This window comes from Hymenobacter sp. H14-R3 (genome assembly GCF_030063445.1).
Classification (GTDB): Bacteria; Bacteroidota; Bacteroidia; order Cytophagales; family Hymenobacteraceae; genus Hymenobacter.
The window spans coordinates 114,588-139,334 of the sequence record NZ_JASITD010000014.1; the positions used below are offsets into that span (position 1 = coordinate 114,588).

The 24,747-nt window shown below is 61.8% G+C and carries 21 protein-coding genes; 12 read left to right on the forward strand and 9 right to left on the reverse strand.

Going from position 1 to position 24,747, the window contains the following annotated elements:
• Positions 1-12 precede the first annotated feature (12 nt).
• Positions 13-537: an acyl-CoA thioesterase gene (locus tag QMK33_RS14195; RefSeq protein ID WP_283565259.1), complete on the reverse strand. Its 525-nt coding sequence runs from the start codon at positions 535-537 to the stop codon at positions 13-15.
• Positions 538-660: 123 nt separating this feature from the next.
• Here QMK33_RS14195 and QMK33_RS14200 point away from each other — a divergent pair, with 123 nt between their 5' ends.
• The gene (locus QMK33_RS14200; RefSeq protein ID WP_283565260.1) at positions 661-2,655 is read left to right on the forward strand and encodes a GMC family oxidoreductase; all 1,995 of its coding nucleotides are present in this window, start codon (positions 661-663) and stop codon (positions 2,653-2,655) included.
• Positions 2,656-2,837: 182 nt separating this feature from the next.
• Positions 2,838-3,254: a hypothetical protein gene (locus QMK33_RS14205; protein ID WP_283565261.1), complete on the forward strand. Its 417-nt coding sequence runs from the start codon at positions 2,838-2,840 to the stop codon at positions 3,252-3,254.
• Positions 3,255-3,273: 19 nt separating this feature from the next.
• On the opposite strand, the gene QMK33_RS14210 is transcribed toward QMK33_RS14205, so the two are convergent.
• The 4 genes from QMK33_RS14210 to QMK33_RS14225 form a co-directional block, all read right to left on the reverse strand.
• Complete coding sequence (locus QMK33_RS14210; RefSeq protein WP_283565262.1) at positions 3,274-3,456, reverse strand: hypothetical protein; 183 nt, start codon at positions 3,454-3,456, stop codon at positions 3,274-3,276.
• Positions 3,457-3,631: 175 nt separating this feature from the next.
• A complete protein-coding gene (locus tag QMK33_RS14215; RefSeq protein WP_283565263.1) occupies positions 3,632-5,092 on the reverse strand; it encodes an aldehyde dehydrogenase family protein in 1,461 nt (486 codons plus the stop codon).
• A 193-nt stretch (positions 5,093-5,285) separates the two neighbouring features.
• The gene (locus QMK33_RS14220) at positions 5,286-5,945 is read right to left on the reverse strand and encodes a hypothetical protein (RefSeq protein ID WP_283565264.1); all 660 of its coding nucleotides are present in this window, start codon (positions 5,943-5,945) and stop codon (positions 5,286-5,288) included.
• Positions 5,946-6,070: 125 nt separating this feature from the next.
• A complete protein-coding gene (locus QMK33_RS14225) occupies positions 6,071-6,940 on the reverse strand; it encodes an SDR family oxidoreductase (RefSeq protein ID WP_283565265.1) in 870 nt (289 codons plus the stop codon).
• Between the two features lie 125 nt (positions 6,941-7,065).
• Between QMK33_RS14225 and QMK33_RS14230 the strand changes: the two genes are divergently transcribed.
• From QMK33_RS14230 to QMK33_RS14260, 7 genes are all read left to right on the forward strand, one after another.
• Positions 7,066-7,689: a pseudouridine synthase gene (locus tag QMK33_RS14230; RefSeq protein ID WP_283565266.1), complete on the forward strand. Its 624-nt coding sequence runs from the start codon at positions 7,066-7,068 to the stop codon at positions 7,687-7,689.
• Between the two features lie 107 nt (positions 7,690-7,796).
• On the forward strand, positions 7,797-8,255 hold the full coding sequence (locus QMK33_RS14235; RefSeq protein WP_283565267.1) for a cold-shock protein: 459 nt from the start codon (positions 7,797-7,799) through the stop codon (positions 8,253-8,255).
• Between the two features lie 151 nt (positions 8,256-8,406).
• On the forward strand, positions 8,407-9,255 hold the full coding sequence (locus tag QMK33_RS14240; RefSeq protein ID WP_283565268.1) for a DUF5694 domain-containing protein: 849 nt from the start codon (positions 8,407-8,409) through the stop codon (positions 9,253-9,255).
• Positions 9,256-9,443: 188 nt separating this feature from the next.
• Positions 9,444-10,094, forward strand: a complete 651-nt coding sequence (locus tag QMK33_RS14245; RefSeq protein WP_283565291.1) for a phospholipid scramblase-related protein — start codon at positions 9,444-9,446, stop codon at positions 10,092-10,094.
• A 168-nt stretch (positions 10,095-10,262) separates the two neighbouring features.
• On the forward strand, positions 10,263-11,033 hold the full coding sequence (locus QMK33_RS14250; RefSeq protein WP_283565269.1) for a suppressor of fused domain protein: 771 nt from the start codon (positions 10,263-10,265) through the stop codon (positions 11,031-11,033).
• 237 nt (positions 11,034-11,270) lie between these two features.
• On the forward strand, positions 11,271-12,107 hold the full coding sequence (locus tag QMK33_RS14255) for a HipA family kinase (RefSeq protein WP_283565270.1): 837 nt from the start codon (positions 11,271-11,273) through the stop codon (positions 12,105-12,107).
• Positions 12,107-13,021 (forward strand): DUF3037 domain-containing protein, encoded by a 915-nt coding sequence (locus QMK33_RS14260; protein ID WP_283565271.1) that lies wholly within the window; start codon positions 12,107-12,109, stop codon positions 13,019-13,021. Before QMK33_RS14255 ends, QMK33_RS14260 begins: the two co-directional genes overlap by 1 nt.
• Positions 13,022-13,096: 75 nt before the next feature.
• Here QMK33_RS14260 and lpdA read toward each other — a convergent pair whose 3' ends face one another.
• Together lpdA and QMK33_RS14270 are read right to left on the reverse strand one after the other, a co-directional pair.
• Positions 13,097-14,503: a dihydrolipoyl dehydrogenase gene (gene lpdA / locus QMK33_RS14265; RefSeq protein WP_283565272.1), complete on the reverse strand. Its 1,407-nt coding sequence runs from the start codon at positions 14,501-14,503 to the stop codon at positions 13,097-13,099.
• A 51-nt stretch (positions 14,504-14,554) separates the two neighbouring features.
• Positions 14,555-15,082, reverse strand: coding sequence for a DUF4126 domain-containing protein (locus QMK33_RS14270; protein WP_283565273.1), 528 nt, complete (start codon positions 15,080-15,082; stop codon positions 14,555-14,557).
• 480 nt (positions 15,083-15,562) lie between these two features.
• Here QMK33_RS14270 and QMK33_RS14275 point away from each other — a divergent pair, with 480 nt between their 5' ends.
• Complete coding sequence (locus QMK33_RS14275) at positions 15,563-15,970, forward strand: hypothetical protein (RefSeq protein ID WP_283565274.1); 408 nt, start codon at positions 15,563-15,565, stop codon at positions 15,968-15,970.
• A 142-nt stretch (positions 15,971-16,112) separates the two neighbouring features.
• Here the strand turns inward: QMK33_RS14275 and QMK33_RS14280 are convergent, their stop codons facing one another.
• Positions 16,113-17,639 (reverse strand): GH3 auxin-responsive promoter family protein, encoded by a 1,527-nt coding sequence (locus QMK33_RS14280; RefSeq protein WP_283565275.1) that lies wholly within the window; start codon positions 17,637-17,639, stop codon positions 16,113-16,115.
• 183 nt (positions 17,640-17,822) lie between these two features.
• A complete protein-coding gene (lptB, locus tag QMK33_RS14285) occupies positions 17,823-18,563 on the reverse strand; it encodes an LPS export ABC transporter ATP-binding protein (RefSeq protein ID WP_283565276.1) in 741 nt (246 codons plus the stop codon).
• A 498-nt stretch (positions 18,564-19,061) separates the two neighbouring features.
• Here lptB and QMK33_RS14290 point away from each other — a divergent pair, with 498 nt between their 5' ends.
• Together QMK33_RS14290 and QMK33_RS14295 are read left to right on the forward strand one after the other, a co-directional pair.
• Positions 19,062-20,867 (forward strand): DUF4331 domain-containing protein, encoded by a 1,806-nt coding sequence (locus tag QMK33_RS14290; RefSeq protein WP_283565277.1) that lies wholly within the window; start codon positions 19,062-19,064, stop codon positions 20,865-20,867.
• A 33-nt stretch (positions 20,868-20,900) separates the two neighbouring features.
• Entirely contained in the window at positions 20,901-24,746 is a 3,846-nt protein-coding gene (locus QMK33_RS14295; protein WP_283565278.1) for a DUF4331 family protein, read from the forward strand.
• Position 24,747: the final 1 nt, after the last annotated feature.

Consider the following 24,747-nt stretch of genomic DNA (forward strand, 5'->3'; position numbering starts at 1 on the left):
CGGGCTTTATAGTCAGTCGGGCTGGCCGGCGGCGCGGCGCACCTGCTTCAGCTCGTGGCGCACGGTTTTCACGCGGTGGTCGAAGCCATCGGGCTCGTAGTCGATGCCGGGCACGTCGAGCTCGTCGAGCAAGTCCATGAGGGCATCGGCGTGGTCGGTGCGGGTGCCGGCGGGTAGCTTCACAAAGGTCATTTCGGCCCACAGGATGGCCAGCAGGCGCTGGCCGTCGGCGGTGCGCATCTGCATCTCTATCACCAGGTTGGAGTTATCGAAGTGGATAAGCTGGGTGAGAATGCGCACGATAATGCCTTGGCGCGCCGGCTTGAGGTAGCTGAGCTGGTGCTTGGTAATGACCCAGGCGGCCTGCTGCTCGCGGGCCAGCTCGCCCATGTTGAGGGTGTAGTGCTCGGCCACCTGGTCTTCGCGGGCGTTGAGAAAATAGTCGAGGTAGCGGGCGTTGTTGAGGTGGCCCAGCATGTCACAATCTTGAAAATGAACGCGGTGCTGGGTTTCGGGAGTGCGCAGAAGAGTAGCCATGCGGCAAAGGTGGGGCGGGGCTGGTATTCGCCCCAACTAGTAGGCGTGCCGACTACTTTGGCCTTTTGCGGCTTATCTTTTCAGCCCCAATCACTTGCGCTCGCCTTTTCCCACCCGCCCGCCATGTTTGTGCTCACGCCCGCCCGCGCCGCCACCCTGCGCGCCCTCGCCGATACGTTTATTCCGGCCGGCCCCACGCCGGCCAGCGCGCCAGCTGGCTCCGCGCTGGTGGACCTCGACAAGCTAGCTGCTGCCATTCAGGCCCAGCCCCTGGGTGCGCAAACTGAATTTGGGCAACTGCTTGATTTACTGGATAAACCCCTGGCGGGCCTCACGTGGTGGGGGCCGCTGCGGCCCTTCCGGGGGCTGGTGCCCGCGCAGCGCGAGCGCCTGCTGCAAAGCTGGGCCGGCTCGCGGGTGCCCGCGCTGCGGCAGGGCTTTCAGGCGCTGCGCAAGCTGTGCACGTTTCTCTACTACGGCGGCAGCCCGGCCGATGGCTCCCTCAACCCCACCTGGGCCGCGCTGGGCTACCCCGGCCCGGTAGGCCCGGCCGCCCCCGGCCCGGCCGGGCCCACCGAGCGCCCTCTGAAACCGCTAACGCCCGTGGTTGACACCACGTATCACTGTGATGTACTGGTGATTGGCTCTGGGGCCGGTGGCGGGGTAGTAGCCGCCGAGCTGGCCCAGGCCGGCCACGACGTGCTGGTGCTGGAAGCTGGCCCCTACTGCCACGGCCCCGACTTCACGCAGCGCGAGGCCGATATGCTGGGCCGCCTCTACGACGGGCGTGGCGCGCTCAGCACCCGCGATGGCGGCGTGAGCATCCTGGCCGGGGCCTGCCTGGGCGGCGGCACCACCGTGAACTGGGCCGGCGCGTTCCGCACCCCCGACTACGTGCTCGACGAGTGGGCCCGCGAGCACCGGGCCCCGCAGTTCACCAGCCCCGCCTTCAAGGCCAGCCTCGATGCCGTGGCCCAGGCCCTGAGCGTGAACACTGACTACCCGCGCCACAACGGCCAGAACCAGGCCCTGCTCGACGGCTCGGCCCGCCTGGGGCAGGCCACCCGGCTCATTCCGCGCAATGAGAAAGGGTTGATTGATAATGACTTGTACTTTCAGGGCCTGGGCTTCTCCACGCTGGGCGATGCCCACGGCGTCAAGCAGGGCACCCTCAACACCTACCTAAGCGTTGCCGCCGCCCACGGCGCGCGCCTGCTGCCCGACACCCGCGCCGAGCGCGTGACCGTGGTGGGCGGCCGCGCCACCGGGGCCGAGGCCGTGCACACCACCCCCGAGGGCCGCCCGGTGCGCATTACGGTGCGGGCGCAGCGGGTGGTGGTGGCGGGCGGGGCCATTCAGACGCCGGCGCTGCTGCTGCGCTCGGGGCTGCGGCACCCGCACCTGGGCCGCCACCTGCACCTGCACCCCACCGTGGTGGTGGCCGCCCACTACCCGCACGCCATGCACTCGTGGCATGGCCCCAGCATGAGCGTGGTCAACGACACCTTCACCCGGCTGCAAGGCACCAACTTCGGCGTGAAGCTCGAAACGCCGCCCACTCACCCCGGCCTGCTGGCCATGGTGCTGCCCTGGCAGTCGGGTACGCAGCACCGCTTGCTGCTGCAAGCCGCCAGCCACCTGGGCTCGTTCATTGTGCTCACCCGCGACCGCGACGGCGGCCGTGTGCAGGCCGATGCGCAAGGTAAGCCTTTGATTGAATACAAGTTATCTAAGTTTGATAAACAGAATATGCTGACCGGCGTGCGCGCCGCCGCCGAAATCCACGTGGCGGCCGGGGCGCACACCGTGTTCCTACCCCACGGCACCCTGCCCACGCTGCACGCCGAAGGCGGCACCCTGCACAACCCCGCGCTGCTCGGCCAGCTCACCAGCCTGCGCTGGCACCCCAACCGCTTTGGCCTGTATAGCGCCCACCAAATGAGCACCTGCCGCCTCGGCGGCCAGCGCGCCACCCACCCGCTACGCCCCAGTGGCGAAACCGTGGAGGTGCAGGGCCTGTACGTGGCCGATGGCTCGGCCTTTCCGGCGTGCAGCGGCGTTAACCCCATGCTCACCATCATGGCGCTGGCCCACTACACGGCGCAGGGCTTGAAATAGGTCTGAAAAACAGCCGTAGGAACGCACCACGGCGCGTGTTACCGTTGAATAATGGTAGGCGACGAACGTGCCGTGGTGCGTTCCTGCCAATCTGTATATGCCCCGCCAACGGCTGGTATTGGCCATGTGCGTGGCTTTTGCGTATTGCGAGGTCGGTTTCTTTTGCAAGCCGCTTTTAGTCTATGCATTCTTTTTCTGCGCTTCGTCCGTTACTGGTCCTCGCCCTGGTGGGCACCGCCAGCTGCTCCATCTTCCACCGCCACCGCGCCGCGCCCGCCCCGCCGGTAGTGGAGGCCGTGCGCACGCCCAATTCGCCCACGCCGCCCACCGCCGCCCGCGACCTCGCCGATGCCATGACCACCGTGCTGCGCCTGCGCCCCGAGCAAACCGTGAAAGCGCGCGAGGTCCTGAACTCGACCGTGGAGCAGGTCAACGCCGCCCGCCAGCAATACCCCGCCCAGTCGCCGCAGCTCAAGGCCGCCCTGGGCCGCATCAACGCCTCCTCCGATAAGGAGCTGCGCCAAGTGCTCGGCCCCGTTTCGTACAAGGAAATGTTGGTGAAGCGTGCCCAAATTCAAGCCGAAATGCAGCAGAAGTAAGTATTTTGCTATAAGATATTTACATAATATTTTCTGAATCCGGCCCCGGCTGCACCCGTAGCGGGGCCACATCGGTGTCTTCGCACAGCTCGCGCAGGGGCAGCGCCAAGTTCAGGTCCGGGACTCCCAGTACGCGCTCTGGGGTGCTGAGCAGGGTATAAAACCACTCCCCCGCCTCATCGCGCCGAAACCACTCCACCATCCCCGCCGCTTGACCGGTCCGCCGGCGCAAACCGGCCGACCGGTTATCGTTGAACGGCGTGGGCTGCGCAACGACAACCGGTTGGCCGGCTTGCGCCGACGGACCGGGGAGCGCGGCGTTAGGTCAGGCGGTTCCATTACGTTTTCTTTTACTAAAAGTCAGCCGTTTCGGGGCGCTACAAGTACTTCAGCAGCAGACCCAGCAAGCGCCGCACCCGCCCGGTGTAGGGCGGGTAAAACTGCTTGATGCCCGTGAAGCCCACGCGCTGCTGCAACACCGATTTCTCGTTGCTGAACGCCAGGAAGCCCGCGTGGCCGTGCGCCTTGCCCAGCCCGCTATTGCCCACGCCGCCAAACGGCAGGTCGGGGTGCGCGAGCTGGATGATGGTTTCGTTCACGGCTGCGCCGCCGGCCGCCACGGTATCGAGCAGGTAGCGCCGGTTGGCGGGGCTGGTAGTGAACACGTACTGCGCCAGCGGCGGCAGCCGGGCGTTGACGTAGGCCGCCGCCTCGGGCAGGCGCTCGAAGGTGAGCACGGGCAGCAGCGGGCCAAATATTTCCTCCTCCAGCACGGTGGCCCCGGCGGGCACGTTAGTGAGAATAGTGGGCTCGATGTAGCACTGGCGCTCGTCGCGGCTGCCGCCCTGGGCCACGGTGGCCCCGCGCGTTTCGGCATCATCGAGCAGGGCGGCCAGGCGCGCAAAGTGGTGGGCATTCACCACGCGGGCAAACGATTTAGACGCCTTAATCGCCTCGTTATCCGGCCCGTAGAAGCGGGTAATGGCCTGGCGCATTTCGGCCAGCAGCGGGGCCTCAACGCTGCGCTGCACCAGCAGGTAGTCGGGGGCCACGCAGGTTTGGCCGGCGTTGATAAACTTGCCCCACACGATTTTTTCGGCCGCGTCGCGCAGGTTGGCGGTGTCGTCCACAATGGCCGGGCTCTTGCCGCCCAGCTCCAGCGTGAGGCCGCTGAGGTGCTCGGCGGCCGCGCGCATCACGATTTTGCCAATCTGGGGCGAGCCGGTGAAGAAAATGTGGTTCCAGGGCAGGCGCAGCAGCTCGCTGGCCACGTCCTTATCGCCCTCCAGCACCAGCACTTCGTTGGGCTGAAATAACTCTTCGGCCAGCCGGCGCAGCAAGGCCGAGGTGGTGGGCGTTTGCTCGGCGGGCTTGATTACCACCGCGTTGCCCGCCGCAATGGCCGAGGCCAGCGGGTCGACGGCCAGGTAAAACGGGTAGTTCCAGGGCGCAATAATGAGCACTACGCCCTTGGGCTCGGGCTGCACCCAGCCCTTTGTGCCCAGCAGCGCCAGCGGCGTGCCCACCCGGCGCGGGGCGGCCCAGCGCTTCAGCTTGCGGCGGCTATGCCGGATTTCGGTGAGTGAGGGCCATATTTCGGACAGGTCAGTTTCCTCGGGCGGCTTCTTAAAATCCTGGTATAAAGCTTGTTGAATAGCCGTTTGGTTGGCCGTGAGCCAATCGGCCAGGCGGCCCAGGCGGCGGCGGCGGGCGGCTACGTCCTCGGCGCGCAGCGCCGGGGCATTGGCCCGCAGGGCGGCAAACTCGGTGGCAAAGCGGTTGGGTGCAGCTGCGAAGGCAGCAAGCGGCGGGGCAACTAAAGAAACAGGAGCAGACATACGCAGTGGAGTGGAAGCCAGCCAGCTACGCGCCGCCGTTATCCGCTTGAGAGGTTGAAAGATAACGCCGTTCCTGCAAGTGGCAAACGGCCTGTTGGAGCAAAGCGGCTGAGTAGCGCCAAGCGGTTCAGCCCAACGCAAAAGAGGCCCGTTTCCAAGCTGGAAAGGGGCCTCTTCTACTGGCTTGGGTAGTCTAGAACAGCGGCTTCTTTACCGTGCGCTTGCCATCTTCGTCAATTTTAACCTTGGTGCCATCGGCGCGCTTGATTTTCAGCGAGCCATCGTCGCTGCGCTTAATTTTAGCGCCGTTGTTGTATTTCACTTTGCCCTCGTCGGTGCTGTTTTCCAGCTTCTTTACCCCCGAGCCCTGGCCCACGCGGGCACCCAGGCTAGGCTTGGTTTCGGTAGCCTTGGCTACGGCCACCGTGGTAGCCGAGTAGGGGCCGCCGTAGTACGAGCTGGCTTTGGTGGTATAGGTAGTGTACTGGGGAGCGGCCACCGCAGCCTTTACGGAGCTGCTGGTCTGGTCGTTAGCTGCCTTGATGGCGGCGTAGCGGCCGGCGCTGTCGGCGGCGGCGTAGCGGGCCTCAATGTCGCGCATTACGCGGCCGCGGTTATAGTAGATGGGGCGCAGCTTGGTGGGCAGGGCCGTATCGGCGGGGTTGATATCGGCGGCCACGCGGGCAGCCAGGTCAGCGGCCGAGCTGCGGTAGGCCAGCGTGTCCACGGCCATCGGCTGGGTGGCGGCCGGGTCGGCAGACATGGTGGTGGTCGTCTCAGCTGTTTTCTCCTGCGAGCAGGAAGCGAAGGTAAACGCACCGGCCGCGGCCAGCAAGAGGAGTTTGGTATTCATGGGATTAGAGCAAAGTAAGGTGCGGCTTTACCCGCGTTCGGCAGCTAGTACGGCTACCCACTACACGATGTTGCCAGCCCCTGGGCAAGAGGCTGGCAATCATCATTTTACGCAGTACCTACGAATTAGGCATTTACCACCGAACCACCGTTGGGGTGCAGCGTCTGGCCCGAGAAGTACGAGGCGTCTTCCGATGCCAGGAACACGTAGGACGGGGCTACTTCCGAAGGCTGGCCGGCGCGGCTCATGGGCGTGTCGTGGCCGAAGAGCGGCAGCTTGAGCAGGCCCACGCCCACAATAAAGGGCGTCCAGATGGGGCCCGGCGCCACCGAATTCACCCGAATGCCTTTCTTGATGAGCTGCAGCGACAGCGCCCGCGTAAAGGCCTCAATAGCTCCCTTGGTCGAGGTGTAGTCGAGCAGCATCTCATGGCCTTTGTAGGCATTCACCGAAGTGGTGTTGATGATGGCCGCGCCTTCCTTGAGGTGCTTGAGCGCCGCCCGCGTAATGCGGAACATGGCGATGATGTTGAGGTTGAAAATGCTGTCCAGCTCATCGTCCGTTATTTCTTCCAGCGTGTCGTGCCAGTTCTGCTCGGCGGCATTGTTCACCAGCACATCGAGCTGACCGTATTCGGCCACGGTGCGCTCCACAATTTCCTTGCAGAACTCGCGCTGCTTGAGGTCGCCGGGCAGGAGCAGGCAGCGGCGGCCGTGGGCCTGCACCAGCTCCTGGGTTTTTTCGGCATCCTGCTGCTCGGTGGGGAAGTAGCAGATGGCTACGTCGGCCCCTTCCACAGCAAAATGCACGGCCACGGCCCGGCCAATGCCCGAGTCGCCACCCGTGATGAGGGCAATCTTATTTTTGAGCTTATCGGCCCCTTTGTAGCCCTTGCGGATATATTCGGGCTCGGGGGTCATCTTGTATTCGAGGCCGGGCTTGCCGGCGCCCGCGTCCTGGTGCTGGGGCGGGAAAATGGTGGGTTTGTCAGACATGGTAACTTGTGGATAAGGAAAGGAGGTAAACGGCTCAACTTAACGGCCGTAGCCGGGCCGGGTTGCTGCCAAGGGGATTTTTCGCGGGAAAATCCAGTCCTTTGCGGCTCGCCTTTCTTCTGCCCGTGTCCGATTTGCCGCCTGCCTACCCCGCTGATACCACGGGTCCACCCCACCGCCACTTTGCGCTGCACAAGCCCTACGGCTACCTCAGCCAGTTTACCAGCCAGTTTGCCAAAGAGGTGAAAAAGAAGCACTTCCTGGGTGAGCTGGGCGAGTTTCCGGCGGGCACCATGGCCATCGGTCGGCTCGATGAAGACAGCGAGGGCCTGCTGCTGCTCACCACCGATGGCCGCGTGAGCGAGCAGGTGCGCAGCCGCCACGTGGAGAAAGAATACTACGCCCAGGTAGACGGCGAGCTCACGCCCGAGGCGCTGGCGCACCTGCAAAGCGGCGTGGCCATTAGCATTCACGGCACGCCCTACCGCACGCTGCCCTGCCAGGCCCGCCTACTGGCCACCGCGCCCGGCCTGCCGCCCCGCGGCCGGCGCATTCGCGACGACCGCCACGGGCCCACCAGCTGGGTGGCCATCACGGTTACGGAGGGCAAGTACCGGCAGGTGCGTAAAATGACGGCCGCCGTGGGCTTTGCGACGCTGCGGCTGGTGCGCGTGCGCGTGGGCGAGGTGCGGCTGGCCGACCTGGCGGCCGGGGCCAACCGGGAGGTAAGTAGCTTTTTCGAAAAATAAGGAGTAAATTCGGGACTTATTTCGGTGCAAGATGGTTATAAACTAGGCGGTTGCCGCCCGGTGGTAGCATCCCAACGCAACGCAGCCGAATACCCTACACCCCCCCTATGGCCAGAGCGCAAGAGAGTTTCAGTAAGAAAGAGAACGAAAAGAAGCGGCAGAAGAAGCAGCAGGAGAAATCCGAGCGCCGCGAAGAGCGCCAGGCCAACAAGAAGGATTCGAGCCTGGAAGAGATGATGGCCTATGTCGATGAGAACGGCAACATCACCTCTACCCCGCCCGACCCGACCCGTAAAAAGAAAGAAATCAACGTGGAAGACATCCTGGTGGGCGTGCCCAAGCAGGAAGACCGCGAGCCGGAAGACGTTATGCGCACCGGCACCGTCACATTCTTCAACAACTCCAAGGGCTACGGCTTCATCAAGGATGCCGCCAGCCAGGAAAGCATTTTTGTGCACGCCAACGCCCTCGGCGGCCTCCAGTTGCTGGAAGGCAACAAGGTGACGTTTGAGGTAGAGCCGGGCATGAAAGGCCCGACCGCCGTGCGCGTGAAAATGAGCGCCTAGTCGAATTGAGTTTGTAAGGTAAAAGGCAGTTGAAGCTCTGGGAGCTTCGGCTGCCTTTTTTGCGTTTGGGGCTGCCGCAGCGGGCATAGTATAGGAAGCTTCCTGCTGCGCTATAGTAGATTTAGCCCCGAACCAGCTTTTTCCGCGCCCAATGAAACACCTTTTCCTACTGGTACTCCTCCTGGCCCTTGCCTCGCAGAGCTTTGCGCAAACCAAGCAGAGCGATTTGCTGCTACTGGGCACCTTTCACTTCCACAACCCAGGGGCTGATATTGCAAAGACTAAAACCTTCGAGGTAATGACCCCTAAGCCTCAGGCTGAGCTGGAGGTTATTGCGCAGAAAATCAGCGCCTTCCAGCCTGCAAAAATATTTGTGGAGTGGCCCGTCAAGGACCAAGCTGGGTTGGATGAGCTGTACAGCGCCTACCTCAAAGACGGTTACGAGCAGTACATCCGCACCAAGTATCCGAAGCCCTCCCAACAAGGCTTTTATCTAAAAAACGAGATTGTGCAGCTCGCCTTCCGGGCAGGTAAAAAAGCTAAGCTAACCCGCATTTACGGGCTTGACTACTCCACGTCTTTTCCCTTCGACAGCGTGATGAAGGCGATGAAAGCGGCCAAGCAGGATGCTCTCATTCAGCAACTGCAGGACGTTATTAAAAACGAGGAAGCTACTCAAAATAAGAAAGCCGAGACGTATTCCCTCACCGAGATGCTGCTCGATGCCAACAAGCCCAAAAACCTCGTAATCAACAAGGGTTTTTATCTAAATATCCTCAACCGGGCGGGTAGCCTCGACAGCTTCGCCGGACCCTTCCTGGTGTCCGAATGGTACCGCCGCAATCTGTACATGTACTCCATTGTGCAGAAAACCATGACGGCCGAAGACGGCAACGCCGTGGTGCTGGTCGGTGCCGGCCACGCCGCCATGATGCAGGATTTTGTGAAATATGACAAGCGCTTCCGCCTGAAAACGCTGAAGGAGGTGCTGGAGAAGTAGTATTACTCTCGACAAAAAAGCGGCTGAGGCACTTGGGGTTTCAGCCGCTTTTTTGTGCCCGCCGCAGGGGTGCATAAGCTTGACCCTCGGCCGTACCGTGGCCAACGCGCCTACCTGTAACCCGCTCTAAAACACCCCCTCACCGCCCGATTTACGTACAAGCCCACTGAACCATTCCTTTACTCGTGATGGGTACTGCTCAGTTTTTTAACCGCCGCGCCTACTTTGTGCGCGAGCACATCGGGTTGCTGAAGTTGAAGGATACCTTCGACATTCTGGATGCCGAAACCCGGGAGCACCTGGGCTACGCCACGGAAGAAAACCCGGCCTGGATTAACTGGACGCGCCTGCTGTTGCAGAAGCACCGCATGCCCACTACGCTGGTGGTGCGCAACCTCACCGACGATGCGCCCCTGCTGCGCTTGGAGCGCGGCTGGCGCTTCCTGCGCTCCAAAATACGAGTGTATGATGGTCAAAATGAGCTGCTTGGCTATTTCGAGAGTAAAATTTTGACCGTGGGCGGGGGCTTCCACGTGTACAATGACCGGGGCATCCGGGTGGCCGACATCAAGGGCAACTGGATTGGCTGGAATTTCCGCTTTCTCGATGCCAGCGGGCAGGTGCTGGGGCTGGTGACTAAAAAGTGGGCAGGCATCGGCCGCGAGCTGTTTACCACCGCCGACAACTACCTGATTTCCCTTACCGACCAAGGCACCGCGCAGCCCGCCACGGCGGCCCTGCTGCTGGCCGCTGGCCTGGCCATCGACACGCTGTATAAGGAAGCGCGCAGCCAGGCCGTCGGCACTACCACCACCGACTTTAGCTACACGCCAGCTTAACCCGCTGTGGTGTTTATGTGCCCCAGTCCGCCGGCGTAGCCAGCCGACCGGGGCACGTACGCTGACTTACTGGTTGTTGCCGCAACTTTTTGCGTTTCATTCGCCTGCCCAACGAATAGCGGCACATTGCCCGCAACCCCGCCGCAAACCACCGCCGTATAGCCGCTTATGTCTGACACGCCCATTTTCCCAGCCGGCCCCGGCCACGACGAGCCGGAGCTTTCGCCTTCGGGTGCGCCCATTTACCGCTATGAGGAAGCGGTCCCGTTTGAGCTGGCCAGCGGCGATGACGCCACCATCTCGGCCATTGCGGCGCACATCGAGCGCTACCTGGGGCCGGTGAGTGGCGTGTACCACGAGCTACTCTCCGACAAGGTGCACCTCGACGTGCACATCGTGCCGCCCAGCGCCGACTTCCCGTTTTACGCCCTTATCACGTCGGGCATGAGCGACCGGCCCATGACCGTGCCGCCCGAAGCCTCGCTCGATGATGCGCCGCCCTTTGCCGAGCTGTGCATCCTGCTGCCCAGCACCTGGGACATTCCCACCGACCCGGCCGAGGTAGCCACCGCCTTTGCCGACGACAACGTGTACTGGCCCATTCGCTGGCTGAAAATGCTGGCCCGCCTGCCGCACGAGTACGGCAGCTGGCTGGGTTTCGGCCACACCATCCCCAACGGGGAAGAGGCCGCGCCCTTTGCCGACAACACCGAGCTGGGCTGCATGCTGCTGCTCACGGCACTCAGCCTGCCCGAGGAGTTTCAAACCCTGGTCATCAGCCCCGAAAAAACGGTGCAGTTCTACACGCTCTACCCCATTTACCGCGAGGAAATGGCACTCAAGATGGCGCAGGGTGCCGATGCGCTCATCGACCGTTTCGAGGACTACGACATCGGCGACGTGCTGGACCTGACCCGGCCCAATACGGCGCTGGCCTGAGCTTCCGTCATCACTGCATCAACAACGTAGATGTGGGTCAGCGCGGTGCGGGTAAGGGGGTGCGTTTCTTTCGAGAGTGTTTAGTAGATAGTAGACAACATGACTATAATTCAGCGCCAAATCTGCTGGTAGGTAGCTGTCATTGTGTAACTTCGCGGCCTTCAAATTGCCATTTTTCTGTCCTTTGCTTTTGAATTCACGCGTTTTTATGCACCACAATTCATCGCGTGATAGTAGATGCTGAAGCCACCCGAGTTATATAGAGTCCGGACGGTACGAGACGTAATAGAAACAGCACACCGCCCCTTGCTTGTATTGGCGGAGAACGGGGAAATTTATTATCTCAAGTATGCTCGCCATCAACTTTATGAGTTGAAATGTGAGTGGATTTGCCACTACCTGCTTACGCTTTGGAACATTCCAACACCCGATACGGCAATTTTGACCGTACCCGCAGAAATTTTTCCAACTTTCCCGTCTGCGGCCCAGTCTACAATACGCTATTTACACCGCCCTGCCTTCGGCTCGAAGTTGATTCAAGGTGCTATTGATAGCAGCGACTTCATCCAGCACGGTTCTGCCACGGAACTAGCCGCACTTACGAACTCCGATGACCTGCTGTGGATTGCGCTATTTGATGCTTGGGTTTCCAACGATGACAGAAGGGCCAGCCATCACAACCTAGTAGTAGCACCAGATGTCCTTGGTGGGAAAGGCAGATTTAAATGCTGGGCCATTGACCACGCATTTACGTTTAATAGCCAGCCATTTGAGCAGCTCGACTACAACGAAACTTACTTTAGTTACAATATAAATTTGTCTCAAGCAGCAGCGGCACGTGCTACACTAAATCAATGGCGAGAGAAACGCCCGCTTTGGTGGGAAAGCGAGTTAAAAGATGGGTACTACCTTCGTATTGCAAACTGCCGCCAACATTTTGCTGCAATATGCGGCTTACTACCAGAGCCTTACCAATTAAGTGAGTCCGAGCAAACTCATTTATTTTATTTCCTGTTTTGCCGTAAGCGAATTTCGTCTCTTTGGGACGAATTCTTTGCCTCTTTACCTCAGTAATGAATACCACTGCTTTTTACACCTTGTTGCGCGTTGTGCCTAATCCGGCATCTGGCGAAGCCGTGGTAGTAGGCTTGGTACTCTTTGACGGAACTCGCCACGAAATCCAGATTTCTACTCGCAAACTACGCTTAGCATTATTGTTTGCGAAGCATGCCGAAACCACTATTCGCTACGCGGTACGACAAATTGAAGCCCGTGTAGAAGCCGACACTAATGTTCGGCGACAAGCTATACTGGCTGGGTGCCTACCGGAGCCGTCACGCTTGATGAATTGGTCAGACTGGGAATACTTAGCTCGTTATTCCAACGGAATGGTTCGGGTAGACAGTTTGATGAATGTGGCCCTCTTCTCGGATGATGACGTAACCACCGTATTTAATCAGCTCTATACCAACCTTGTTGATTCCAATGAACAGGTTAAGCATCATCGGGTAAAGCCTCTAGTAAAGAAATCAATACGCACGCTGATTCAACGCGTTCAATCGCAAGTTCATACTAATATAAATTTAACACCCAAGCTATTGCCCGACTTGTTTTTTAATCTGAGTTTAGATTGTTTGGGTATGAATGGCTCACTTATAGGAGCACACAGTTTGCCAATCGACCAGTTACGGATAGACACTTTGCAGCAGCATTTTAGCGAATGCCGTTTTGCAATTAAGAGCCTATCAGAGCATTATAAGCCTCACAAGCCTCAGTCGAATATTCTATATCTACTCGCTGACGAACCTGATGAACAAGTTGAGCCAGATAAACACAAGTTTTGGCGTGCTATCCAAGGTGAACCAATGTTGAAAGTGTTGCCTACCGACGAAGCCGAACTTATAGCTGACCTGATAGAGCGTACAGGCGCAAAAACGTTCTTGAAAAAGAATCTACTTCAGGCGGAGGAATTAGAAACTGCCGATTAACCATTAAGAAACGCAAAAGAGGCTGAAGCTCTGGAAGCTTCAGCCTCTTTTGCGTTTCTGCCGCGTGGGCAATACTTACATGTGAATGGCCCGGTTCTCGGTAGCGGCCAAGCAGGCTTCTTTCATGGCCTCGGCGTAGGTGGGGTGCGAGTGGCTCATGCGGGCCACGTCCTCGGCTGAGGCGCGGAACTCCATGGCGGTCACGGCTTCGGCGATGAGGTCGGCGATGCGCGGCCCAATCATGTGCACGCCCAGGATTTCGTCGGTGGTTTTGTCGGCCAGCACTTTTACGAAGCCGTCGGTGTCGCCGCTGGCGCGGGCCCGGCCGCTGGCTTTGAACGGGAACGAACCCACTTTATAGGCCTTACCCTGCTCCTTGAGTTGCTCTTCGGTGTAGCCCACGCCGGCCACTTCGGGCCACGTGTATACCACGCCGGGGATGAGCAGGTAGTTGATGTGCGGCTTCTGGCCCACGATGGTTTCGGCCACGAACACGCCTTCTTCTTCGGCCTTGTGGGCCAGCATGGCCCCCCGAATAACGTCGCCGATGGCGTAGATGCCGGGCACGTTGGTTTGCAGGTGCTCATCGACCTTGATGCGGCCGCGCTCTTCCATGGCCACGCCGGCGGCCTCCAGGTTGAGGCCGGCCGTGTAGGGCGCGCGGCCCACGGCCACGAGGCAGTAGTCGCCCTCAAAGGTCACTTCCTCGCCCTTGGCGTTGGTGGCGGTTACGGTCACGGTGTCGCCCTCGCGGGTGGCGCCGGTCACTTTGTGGCTCATGAAAAACTCGATGCCGATTTTGCCCAGCACCCGCTTCAGCTCCTTGCCGAGGCCGCGGTCCATGGTCGGGATGAGCGAATCCATGAACTCGACCACCGATACTTTGGCACCCAGGCGGGCGTACACGGAAGCCATTTCGAGGCCGATAACCCCGCCGCCAATCACAATCATGTGCTTGGGCACTTCACGAATGTTGAGGGCCTCGGTGCTGGTAATAATGCGCTGCTTGTCCTGGGCGATGAACGGCAGCACCGTGGGCTTGGAGCCGGTGGCGATGATAACGTTCTTGGTTTCAATCTGTTGGGCCTCGCCGCCGCCCAGGGGTGTGATGCTGAGGTGGTTCTTATCCACGAACGCGCCGACGCCGGTCAGCACGTCGATTTTGTTCTTCTTCATCAGGTAGCCGATGCCCTCCACGTTGGCCTTCACCACGCCGGCCTTGCGGTCAATCATGCGGTTCATGTCCACCGTGAGGTTATCGAGGCCAATGCCGTGCTCGGCAAACACCGAGTGGGCATTGTGGTAGTGCTCCGACGAGTCGAGCAGGGCCTTGCTGGGGATGCAGCCCACGTTGAGGCAGGTGCCGCCCAGGGTGGGGTACTTCTCAATGAGGGCGGTTTTCAGGCCCAGCTGGGCGCAGCGAATGGCGGCTACATACCCGCCGGGGCCCGAGCCCACAACGGTCACATCATACTGATTCATACTCACAAAAATCAAGTGAAAGCCGGCGCGCGGCCACGCTACTACCTGCTACTAATACTTGGGGCGTGGGCTCAGGGCCACGCCGCCGGCCAGCACCAGGGCATCCTCGCCCGCGCCGATGGTGGCGGTGTTGATGCCCGTTTTTTCGCTCAGGCCCTTGCGTAGGTAAAAGGTCAGAAACGTGGCGGCCACGGCCCCCAGGCTGCCCACCAGGGCCCCGGTTAAGGCGCTGCCGCCCTGGCTCTTATACCAGGTGGCGCCCACCAGTGCTCCCGAGGCGGCGCGTACCGAAAGCTGCTGCGGAATAATGCGGTCGCCGGTGTTGGGCAGCTTGTCGCCCACCAGCTCGCCGGCGGTCAGCACCTTGAGAGTGGCGGCCACGCCGGGCTTGGTGAGGAAGCGCAGCGGCGAGGAGGCCATGCCCGGGGCTAGGGCCCGGTGCGAAAGGTAATCGGCTAGAAACATGGGGCCGCTGGTGGCGCGGGCCCCCGTGATGGCGGCAAAACCCAGCGCCGGCCAAAACTTGGCGGTGCGCGGCGCGGCGGTCGGGGTAGACTTCTGGAGCTTCTTGGATTTCATGGGAAAGGGAATCAGGGAACGAGTTGCTTTTTAACGCAAAACTGCCTAAAACGGCTAGGTGCGCCAGCACGAAAGCCTAGCTGTTCGCTGCATGTAAGGGTGGCTCCATTGCGCTGGTTGAGGGCCCGCGGCCCGCCAAAAGTGCCGCTTGGCGCAATTACTAACGCGCGCCGGTCCGGCGGCGCAGCCGTCCGACCGGTTGTCGCGTGCGCCGCTTGGCCAGGCGTGCAGGCATCGTCCCTGCATCAACCGACGTGCGGGTGCGCCGCTTGGCCGGTCGTGCGGGCATCACTTGCGCGACAACCGGTCGGACGGCTGCGCCGCCGGACCGGCGCACGTTGGCAATTAGGCTGGTGGGGTAGCCAACACCCACGAAAGCCCACCGTTCGGCAGGCGTTGGGGAGCGTTGGTCGTAAGGCCAAAACCGGATGGGTAGGATAGGGAGTAAGTTGCTGTGTTATCTCTCCAATTACGCTTGCTATGAGTCACTCTACCCAGTATTTCCGTAATCCGGCCGCCGCAATTTCTTATTGTTCAAGCGGTTATATCCGTACCGACTGGCGCTCGATGGCCGCCGAGCCCGGCGAGCTGCGCGCCATCTATGAGCATGTGCTGCGGGCCATGCAGCGCTACCACGTTACGGCGCTGCTGTTTGTGCACGGCCAGCAGGAGGAGATTCCGGCGGCGGTGCAGCGCTGGCTGGTGGCCGAGTGGATACCTCGCGCCATTCGGGAAGCCGGCTACGAGCGGTGCGCACTGGTGGAAGCCAGCCACGGCAACCCGGTGGCCCCCCAGGCCATTGGGCAGCAGGTAGCGGGCACCATGGAATACGCTTTCTTTGGCGAAACCGCCCCGGCGGTCAGCTGGCTGCTGCACGCCGAGGCGTAGGCTAAGCTTCAGCTTGCCAATAAATATTAGTAAAACGTTATTCAACAGATAGATACGTAATAGCCGGCCTCGTTGCCAGCAAGCCAAAGCCTGGCCTGCCTTCCTGCTGCGCGCCGTTCCGTTTGGCTGGCTATGCGCCTGCCTAGCCGGGCCGGGTAGCCAGCACCTCTTCCAGCACCTGGCGCGAGTTGGCCAGGCGTGGCACTTTGCGCTGGCCGCCCAGGCGGCCGCGGTGGCGCAGCCAGGCCTCGAAGGTGCCCGCCGGCACAAAGTGCACGCGGGGCGGGGCCAGAGCTAAGTCGCGGTGGCGCTTGGCGTCGTAGTCAGAATTTAAGTTACGCAGCTCTTTATCAAGTAATTGACTAAAGAGGGCGACATCGGTAGGGGGTGGGCCGCTCAGCTCCACGGCCCATTCGTGGCCACCGCGCGAGGTGCCGCCGCCCGCCGCAAAGTAGACGGGCGCGGCCGTGAAGTCGCGCACGGCGCAGCCCGTAGCGGCAGCGGCGGCGGCAATGGCGGCCTCGGCGTTTTCCACCACCACTTCTTCGCCAAAAGCGTTGAGAAACTGCCGGGTGCGGCCCGTGATGCGCACCCGGTAGGGCCGCAGCGAGGTAAAGCGCACGGTGTCGCCCACCAGGTAGCGCCACAGCCCGGCGCTGCTGCTGATAACCAGCGCGTAGCTGGGCCCGATGGTGACGTCCTCCAGGGGTACCGGGCGCGGGTCGGGCTGGTCGAACTGCCCAGCCGGCAAAAACTCGTAGTAAATGCCGTGGTCGAGCAGCAGCAGCAAGTCGGCGCTGCCGGGCTCGTCCTGCAAGGCAAAGTAGCCCTCCGAGGCATTGTAAATCTCCAGGTAGCGCAGCTGCTCGCCGGGCATAAGCTCCTGAAAAAGTGACTTATAGGGCCCAAATGCCACCGCGCCGTGCAGAAACAGGCCCAGCCGGGGCCACACGGCGCGCAGGTCGTCGGCGCCGGCCAGGGCCAGCACGCGGCGCAGCAGCACCAGCATCCAGGTGGGCACGCCGGCCAGCACGCGCACATCCTGGCGCAGCACGTGGCGGGCAATGCGCTCAATTTTTTCTTCCCACTCATCGAGCAGGGCCAGGGGCAGGGGCGGGGTGCGCAGGGTTTGGGCCCAGTTGGGTAAGCTGTTCATTACCAGCGCCGACACATCGCCGGTGAGGGCGGCCGCCTGGAAGGGACTGGGGCTCAGGCTGCCGCCCAGGCTCAGGGTTTTGCCTTGTAGCAGGCGGTGGGCGGGGTAGAGGTGGGTAGATAGGGCCAGCATGTCGCGCCCGGCGCGGTAGTGATTGTCGTGCAGGGCCTCGCGGGTAAGGGGCAGGTACTTGCTGCGGGCGTTGGTGGTGCCGCTGCTGCGGGCCTGCCACTGCGGGGCGGGGCCAGGCCAGAGCACATCGGGCTGGCCGCGCAGCACTTTTTCCAGCTCGGGATACAGCTGCTCGTAGGTGCTCACGGGCACGCGCTGGCCAAACGCCTGGGCGCTCAGGCCGGCCGCGTAGCCGTAGCGCTGGCCCCAGGCCGTGCCCCGCGCCCGGCCCAGCAGGTAGCGCAGCACGGCCGCCTGCGCCGCCAGTGGCTCGTGCCGCACCCGCGCCAGCCGGGGCAGGCTGCCAAGCTGAACGGCACGGGTAATAAGCTGGTCAAGCACCTTTTTAAGTGTGAAGTATGAGGTGTGAAGTGTGAGTTAAGTAAGAAAGAACGTCATGCTGAACACAGAGAAGCATCTCTGCTGCTTCGTTGCGCGGACCCGATGAAGCGGTAGAGCTGCTTCGGCAAGCGGACGCCAGATGAGCATGGCGTTCTTTAGTTAACACGTAATCAGTCTTATAGCCTATTCAAAGGTTTTGCGCTTTTTCAATTCGAAATCGCGGCCCAGGTACACGCGGCGCACGGTTTCGTCGGCGGCCAGCTCTTCGGCGGTGCCGGCTTTCAGGAGCTTGCCTTCGAAGAGGAGGTAGGCGCGGTCCACTATTTCGAGGGTTTTGTGCACGTCGTGGTCGGTGATGAGCACGCCGATGTTCTGGGTTTTGAGCTTGGCCACGATGCCCTGGATTTCTTCGGTGGCGATGGGGTCTACGCCGGCGAAGGGCTCGTCGAGGAGCACAAATTTGGGGCTCACGGCCAGGGCGCGGGCTATTTCGGTGCGGCGGCGCTCGCCGCCGCTCAGCACCTTGCCCAGGTTTTTGCGCACGTGGCCCAGGCTGAATTCTTCGAGCAGCTGCTCCACTTTGTCGAGCTGCTCCTTTTTGGGCATGTCGGTCATTTCGAGCACCGCGAGGATGTTTTCCTCCACGCTCAGGTCGCGAAACACGCTGGCTTCCTGGGCCAGGTAGCCCATGCCGCGCCGCGCCCGCTGGTAGATGGGCAGGCGCGTGACCTCCTCCTCGCCCAGAAAAATGCGGCCGCCGTTGGGCTTCACCATGCCCACCATCATGTAGAAGCAGGTGGTTTTGCCGGCCCCGTTGGGGCCTAGCAGCCCCACTATTTCGCCCTGCGCTACGCTGAGCGACATGTCGTTGACGACGGTGCGGGCTTTGTATTGCTTGACGAGGTGCTCGGCGCGGAGAATCATAGGCTGTGGCACAAAGGTAAAACGGCCGCCGCCGTGCGGCCCGCCCGCCCCCAACGCCCAAAGCGCCCGGTAAGTACAGCCCTGGCAGGCGTAAAATTCCTTGAAAAAGCTACCAATAGGGGTCCTGAAGGCAGACAACAATTCATTTTGAAAAAAATTCTGACTCTCGAAAACCGGAAGCTTATGGCTGGCGTAAGTTCCTGACTTTCGGGTTATTTGCCAGTATTCTAAGCTGGCCTTTTACTTCGCAAACGGGCACCTTGCCCTCCCCTCCGGTGCGCCCGGTAGCCACGCCTTCTGGGCTCCCGGCTTCCTGGTTCAAAGCGCTCACCGGAGTGCCATCCATCGGTTTTTCTGCTGGCCCCTTGTCCCGCTGCCGCGCAGCGCAGGGATAGTCGGCTATACTAATAAATGTAACTTATTGATTGTCAGTGCATTACAAAATAATGCGCTTTGCCGCGTTCTTTCCATTTCCTCTTTTCCCCCTTTCATTTTCCCATGAAGCATCTGTTAACCAAACCATCGCAGTGGCTGGTGGCGGCCTGCGCCGTCACGGCGCTCTCGGTCTGGAGCGCCACGCGCTACACGCCCCTTGAGGCCAGTAGCCACCGCGAAGCGCCCCTGATTGCCGACGACCCCCTGGCCGACAACACCGACGTGTATGCCTTCAAAGACCCCAGCGACCCGGAGCGTATCGTGCTCATTGCCGACTACATCCCGTTTCAGTTGCCGCAGGGCGGGCCCAACTACTCGACTTTTGGCGAGAACATCCGGTACGAAATTCACATCAAAAACAAGACGACCAACCCCACGGTCGATGACATTACCTATCGCTTCACCTTTACGCGCACCAACGAGGATCCCAGCACCTTTTTCAACATTCGGCTGAACAAGCAGAACCTGAAAACCACTTACGTCTGCGAGAAGAGCGTGGGCGGCGGGGCGTTTACCACCATCGTGGCCAACGGCGTGGTGCCGGCCTACAACATCGGGCCGCGCTCCATTACCTCGGGCGCGGGCCTGGCCAAGGCCAGCTACACCGACTACCGGCAGGGCACCGTGACCACTGCCGCGGGCGGCGCGGGCGAGCAGGTATTCTGCGGCTCGTCCGACGACCCGTTTTACGTAGACCTGGGGGCCATTTTTGACCTGGCCGGCCTGCGCGCCAACAACGGCGCCCGCGATGGCCTGGCCAAGTACAACGTGCACTCGATAGCGCTGAGCATTCCGGTATCGACGCTGCAAGCGACCGGCCAAACGGCCGCTGCCGCCACCAGCATCCTCGATGGCAACTACGTAATCGGGGTGTGGGCCTCGGCCAGCCGCCCCACCATGCGCACCCTCAGTATGAGTGGCGGCGCTACCACCGACAACATGGCCTACACCCAGGTATCGCGCCTGGGCATGCCGCTGATGAACGAGGCCATTATCCCCATCGGGGCCAAGGATGCCTGGAACCGCGCCAAGCCCGGTGCCGAAGCCGATGCCACCGATAAATACCTCTCGAATCCCGAGCTGGCCCTGTACATGGCCGACAACGTACCCATGAACGGCGCGGCCCCCAAGCCCGCCAACCAGACGTACTACGGCGAGGCCATTCCGGCCCTGCGCGCGCTGCGCATTCAGACCAAGTCGCTGGGTTCTTTTGACTTCCGCAATGGGGCCGCGGGCCTCTCGGGCCTCACCACTGCCCAGCGGGCTGGTACCGTCTTTGAAGGCGCTTATGGCCCCTACCTGCTAGACAACAGCGCTGCTAAGGGTGGACCCCGCTCGGTCGATATCAAGCCGATTTTCCACACGGGCGTGCCCAATGCCATTCCGTACCAATTGGCGACGGGTAAGAACGGCAACCCGCTGGCGGCTGGTAAGCCGTTCATCAACAACTTCTTACCCGTGGTGGGCGATATGCTGCGCCTGAACATGGCCGTGCCCGCCACCCCGCGCACCTCGCCCGATTTCAGCAACCAGGGTCTGCTGGCCGCCGCCGTGCTCGGCATCACCGATGCGCGCTACAATGGCAACACGACCATCCAGAACATCCCCAACATGGACGGCTTTCCCAACGGGCGCCGCCTGGAGGACGAAGTAGTGAAGATTGAGTTGCAAGCCGTGAGCGGCGCCGTACTGGCGGCCATTGGCCTGTGGTACGACGACTACACGCCCGGCACCACGCCTTCGCCGGCCACGCCGCAGCTGAAGGGGGTCCTGAATTTCACGGCCGGGGTCGAGAAGAACGACACCACGTTCCGCACCTCCTTCCCCTACGTGCAAACGCCGTGGCAGGGTACCCGCATCCGCCGCTAACTCATTGTCTCAGCTTGCTATCGTCTTACTAAAATGACATCTAAACAAGTACGTACCTACGCTGCGCTGCCCGTGCTGGCGGCGGCGGTAGTCGGCTTCTCCACCTGGAGCCAGCTGCACTACACCCCCCTGGAGGCTTCCTCGCACCGCGAGGCGCCCCTCATTGCCGACGACCCGGTGGCCGACAACACCGACCTCTACGCGTTCAAAGACCCCAACAACGCCGAGCGTATCGTCATCATTGCCAACTACATCCCGTTTGAGCTGCCGCAGGGCGGGCCCAACTACTCTACGTTTGGCGAAAATGTGCGCTACGAGGTGCACGTAAAAAACCAGGCCACCACCAACAAAACGGCCGACGACATTACCTACCGGTTCGTGTTTACGCGCGTCAACGAGGACCCCAGCACGTTTTTCAACATTCGGCTGCAAAAGCAGAACCTGAAAACCACCTACACCTGCTCGAAGAGCACGGATGGCGGGGCCACGTTTACCGACATCATCACCAATGGCGTGGTGCCGGCCAACAACATCGGGCCGCGCTCCATCAATGGCCCGGCCGGTCTCAACCAGCCCACCAGCTACACCGACCTGCGCCTGAACGCCATCACCACGGCCTCGACCGGCGAGCAGGTGCTCTGCGGGCCTTCGGACGACCCGTTCTTTGCCGACCTGGGGGCCATTTTTGACCTGGCCAGCATTCGGGGTACCACCGGCAAGGGCGGCACGCCCACCGATGGCCTCGCCCGCAAAAACTGCCACTCCATTGCGCTCAGCATTCCGGTGGCCAGCCTGCAAAGCGGGAGCAAAACGGCCGCCGTGGCTGCTAACATCCTCGACCCCAGCTACGTAATCGGGGTGTGGGCTTCGGCCAGCCGCCCGCAGCTGCAAACCTTCGACCCCAACATGGGCCAGGGCGCCAGCGGCGACTGGGTGCAGGTATCGCGCCTGGGCATGCCGCTCACCAACGAGGTTATCAGCCCCATCGGCGACAAGGATGCCTGGAACGCCCGCTCGCCCTACAAAGAGTCGCCGACTACCGATACCTACCTCTCGAACCCCGAGCTGGGCCTGTACATGGCCGATAACGTGCCCATGAACGGCGCGGCCCCCAAGCCCGCTGGCCAGACGTACTATGGCGAGGCCATTACGAATATTGCGCCCCTGCGCATCCAGACCAAATCGCTGGCGGGCCAGCCGGGCTTCGGCGGTGGCTTCGACTTCCGCAACGGTGCGGCCGGCTTGAGTGCCTTGTATAACGCCACCCCGGGGTCGTACGCGGGCACGGCCCTCGCGCCCGCGCCGGCCGGCTTTGGCGAGTATTTGCTGAACAGCGGCACCGCGGGCTCGCCCCGCTCGGTCGACATCAAGCCGATTTTCCACACCGGTGTGCCCAACCTGGTGCCGTACCAACTGGCAACGGGCAAGGCGAAGATTGCCGGCGGCTCGGGTGTGAACCCGCTCACGGCCGGTAAGCCGTTCATCAACAACTTTTTGCCGATTATCGGCGATATGCTGCGCCTGAACATGGCCGTGCCCGCTACCCCGCGCACTTCGGCCGATTTCAGCAACCAGGGCCTGCTGCAAGCGGCCGTGCTGGGCCTCACCGACAAGCGCTTTAATGGGGATGCAACCCTGCAAAATATCCCCAACATGGACGGCTTCCCCAACGGCCGCCGCCTGGAGGATGCCGTGGACCAGATTGAGCTGAAGGCCGTGAGCGGCGTGGTACTGGCCGCCATCGGCCTGTGGTACGACGACTTCACTACGGCTTCGACCAGCCCCGTAACGGCGCAGCTCGGCAACGTGCTCACCTACACCACGGGCGTGGAGGCCAACGATACGACCATCCGCACCACGTTCCCCTTCGTGCAAACGCCTTGGAGCGGTACTGGCTCGGCCGGTGGCCCCACCGACGTTATCGTGAGCCCCAACCTGACGATAAGCACCGCCATGCCGGTGGAGTCGGGTACGTATAACAACATCACCATCACCAGCACCGGCGTGGCCTCGTTCAACGGCCCCATCGTGGTAAACGGCGCGCTGACCGTGCAAGCGGGCGGCGTACTGAGCACCCAGGGCCAGCTGGCTACCAATTGCGTAGCCATCACCGGCACGGGCACCTTTACGCTGGCCGCCGGCGCTACGCTGCGCGTATGCACTCCCGACGGTATTGCCGCCACGGGTGCCACCGGCGCTATTCAGCTCACCGGGGCGCGCTCGTACTCCAACGATGCCAACTACGCCTACATCGGGGGCAGTGCCCAGACCTCGGGCACTGGCCTACCCAGCCGGGTACGTAGCCTCGCGGTGAACGGCGCCGGCCTGACCCTCAACAACGGCGGCGTGGCCGTGGCTCAGCTGGTAGCCCTCACCAGCGGCAACCTCACCACCAGCGCCAGCCAGATGCTGACCCTGCTCTCGACGCCCACCGCTGGCACCGCCCTCGTGGTGAATACCGCCGGCTCGGTAATGGGGCCGGCTACCATGCAGCGCGCCATCGACCCCGCCTTCAACGCCGGGGCCGGCTACCGCCACTACAGCTCGCCGATGGTGAGCACCACGCTCAGCGACCTGACGACGACCACGGGCTTTACCGCCATCTACAACCAGGCCTACAACAACTCGCCGACGCCCGGCTCGGTAACGCCCTTCCCGAACGTGTTTGCCTACGACCAGGCCCGCGTGAATACCAGCGGCAACGCCGGTTCGATTGACTTCGACAAGGGATTCTTTGTGCCCCTGGCTACCGACGTGATGACCCCGCTGCGCGGCTATGACCTGAATATTATGTCCGGCGCCACCGCCGACCTAATGGGCACGCTTAACAACGGCCCCTTAAGCATCGGTGGCCTGGCCCGCGGCACGCAGGTTAAAAGCGGCTGGCAGCTGCTGGGTAATCCCTACCCGTCGCCGATTGACTTCAGCCAGACCACCGCCGTAACGCGCACCAACATGGACGACGCCGTGTACGTGTACCAGAGCACCGGCCAGTACGTGGGCCAGTACCGCGGCTATGTTAATGGTATGGGTGGTAGCCCGTTAGTGGCAGCTATGCAGGGCTTCTTTATGCGAGTGACCACGCCCGGCACCACCAACGGTAGCCTAGCCTTCACCAACGCGGCCCGCGTGACCACCTTCGCTACCGCGCCGAGCTTCAACCGCACTGCCGCCGATACCCGGCCGCAGGTGCGCCTGCGCCTGCAAGGCAGCACCCCGCTCATCGACGAGACCACGGTGTACTTTGAGCAAGGCGCCACCGCCGCGTTCGACCCGCACTTTGATGCTTTCAAGCTGGCCAACTCGTCAGGCATGAACGTGAGCAGCCTCATTACCGGCGACGAACTGTCGGTGAATGGCTTGGCCCCGCTCATGGGGGTTACCACCGTGCCCCTCAACGTACAGGTAGCCGGCGCTGGCAGCTACAGCCTGAATGCCGTGGACGTGCTCAATTTTGGGTCGGCTACCCGCGTGTATCTGCTTGATACGCAGACCGGGGCGCGCATCGACCTCAGTAAGCAGCCCGTATATAGCTTCACGGCCAACAGCGCGTCGCTGACTGGTCGCTTCAGCCTCTACTTCGGCCCCGATAATGCCCTGGCTACGGCCCCCGCCGCCGTTGCCGACCAGGTTAAGCTGTATCCGAACCCGGCCAAAGGCAACTTCACGGTAGTGGTGCCCGCCGAGCTGGGCCGCACGCCGGTTACGGCCACGCTCTTCAACCAGCTGGGCCAGCAAGTGGCGCAACAGGTGCTACCCATGACGGCCGCCGGGGCTACCACCCAGTTCGACGTGTCGTACCTCGCCCTGGGCGTGTATACGCTCCGCCTCAAATCAGGTGATAACCAGGTGGTAAAGCGCGTGGTGATTGCCAATTAAT

Excerpts from the sequence above, each read along its gene's own strand:
- QMK33_RS14270 (WP_283565273.1), bottom strand. The coding sequence starts at position 15,082 with ATGAAATCCAAGAAGCTCCAGAAGTCTACCCCGACCGCCGCGCCGCGC.
- QMK33_RS14235 (WP_283565267.1), top strand. The coding sequence starts at position 7,797 with ATGGCCAGAGCGCAAGAGAGTTTCAGTAAGAAAGAGAACGAAAAGAAG.
- QMK33_RS14210 (WP_283565262.1), bottom strand. The coding sequence starts at position 3,456 with ATGGTGGAGTGGTTTCGGCGCGATGAGGCGGGGGAGTGGTTTTATACC.
- QMK33_RS14260 (WP_283565271.1), top strand. The coding sequence starts at position 12,107 with ATGAATACCACTGCTTTTTACACCTTGTTGCGCGTTGTGCCTAATCCG.
- lpdA (WP_283565272.1), bottom strand. The coding sequence starts at position 14,503 with ATGAATCAGTATGATGTGACCGTTGTGGGCTCGGGCCCCGGCGGGTAT.
- QMK33_RS14225 (WP_283565265.1), bottom strand. The coding sequence starts at position 6,940 with ATGTCTGACAAACCCACCATTTTCCCGCCCCAGCACCAGGACGCGGGC.
- QMK33_RS14195 (WP_283565259.1), bottom strand. The coding sequence starts at position 537 with ATGGCTACTCTTCTGCGCACTCCCGAAACCCAGCACCGCGTTCATTTT.
- QMK33_RS14205 (WP_283565261.1), top strand. The coding sequence starts at position 2,838 with ATGCATTCTTTTTCTGCGCTTCGTCCGTTACTGGTCCTCGCCCTGGTG.
- QMK33_RS14275 (WP_283565274.1), top strand. The coding sequence starts at position 15,563 with ATGAGTCACTCTACCCAGTATTTCCGTAATCCGGCCGCCGCAATTTCT.
- QMK33_RS14250 (WP_283565269.1), top strand. The coding sequence starts at position 10,263 with ATGTCTGACACGCCCATTTTCCCAGCCGGCCCCGGCCACGACGAGCCG.
- lptB (WP_283565276.1), bottom strand. The coding sequence starts at position 18,563 with ATGATTCTCCGCGCCGAGCACCTCGTCAAGCAATACAAAGCCCGCACC.
- QMK33_RS14255 (WP_283565270.1), top strand. The coding sequence starts at position 11,271 with ATGCTGAAGCCACCCGAGTTATATAGAGTCCGGACGGTACGAGACGTA.
- QMK33_RS14215 (WP_283565263.1), bottom strand. The coding sequence starts at position 5,092 with ATGTCTGCTCCTGTTTCTTTAGTTGCCCCGCCGCTTGCTGCCTTCGCA.
- QMK33_RS14220 (WP_283565264.1), bottom strand. The coding sequence starts at position 5,945 with ATGAATACCAAACTCCTCTTGCTGGCCGCGGCCGGTGCGTTTACCTTC.
- QMK33_RS14245 (WP_283565291.1), top strand. The coding sequence starts at position 9,444 with ATGGGTACTGCTCAGTTTTTTAACCGCCGCGCCTACTTTGTGCGCGAG.
- QMK33_RS14290 (WP_283565277.1), top strand. The coding sequence starts at position 19,062 with ATGAAGCATCTGTTAACCAAACCATCGCAGTGGCTGGTGGCGGCCTGC.
- QMK33_RS14240 (WP_283565268.1), top strand. The coding sequence starts at position 8,407 with ATGAAACACCTTTTCCTACTGGTACTCCTCCTGGCCCTTGCCTCGCAG.
- QMK33_RS14200 (WP_283565260.1), top strand. The coding sequence starts at position 661 with ATGTTTGTGCTCACGCCCGCCCGCGCCGCCACCCTGCGCGCCCTCGCC.
- QMK33_RS14295 (WP_283565278.1), top strand. The coding sequence starts at position 20,901 with ATGACATCTAAACAAGTACGTACCTACGCTGCGCTGCCCGTGCTGGCG.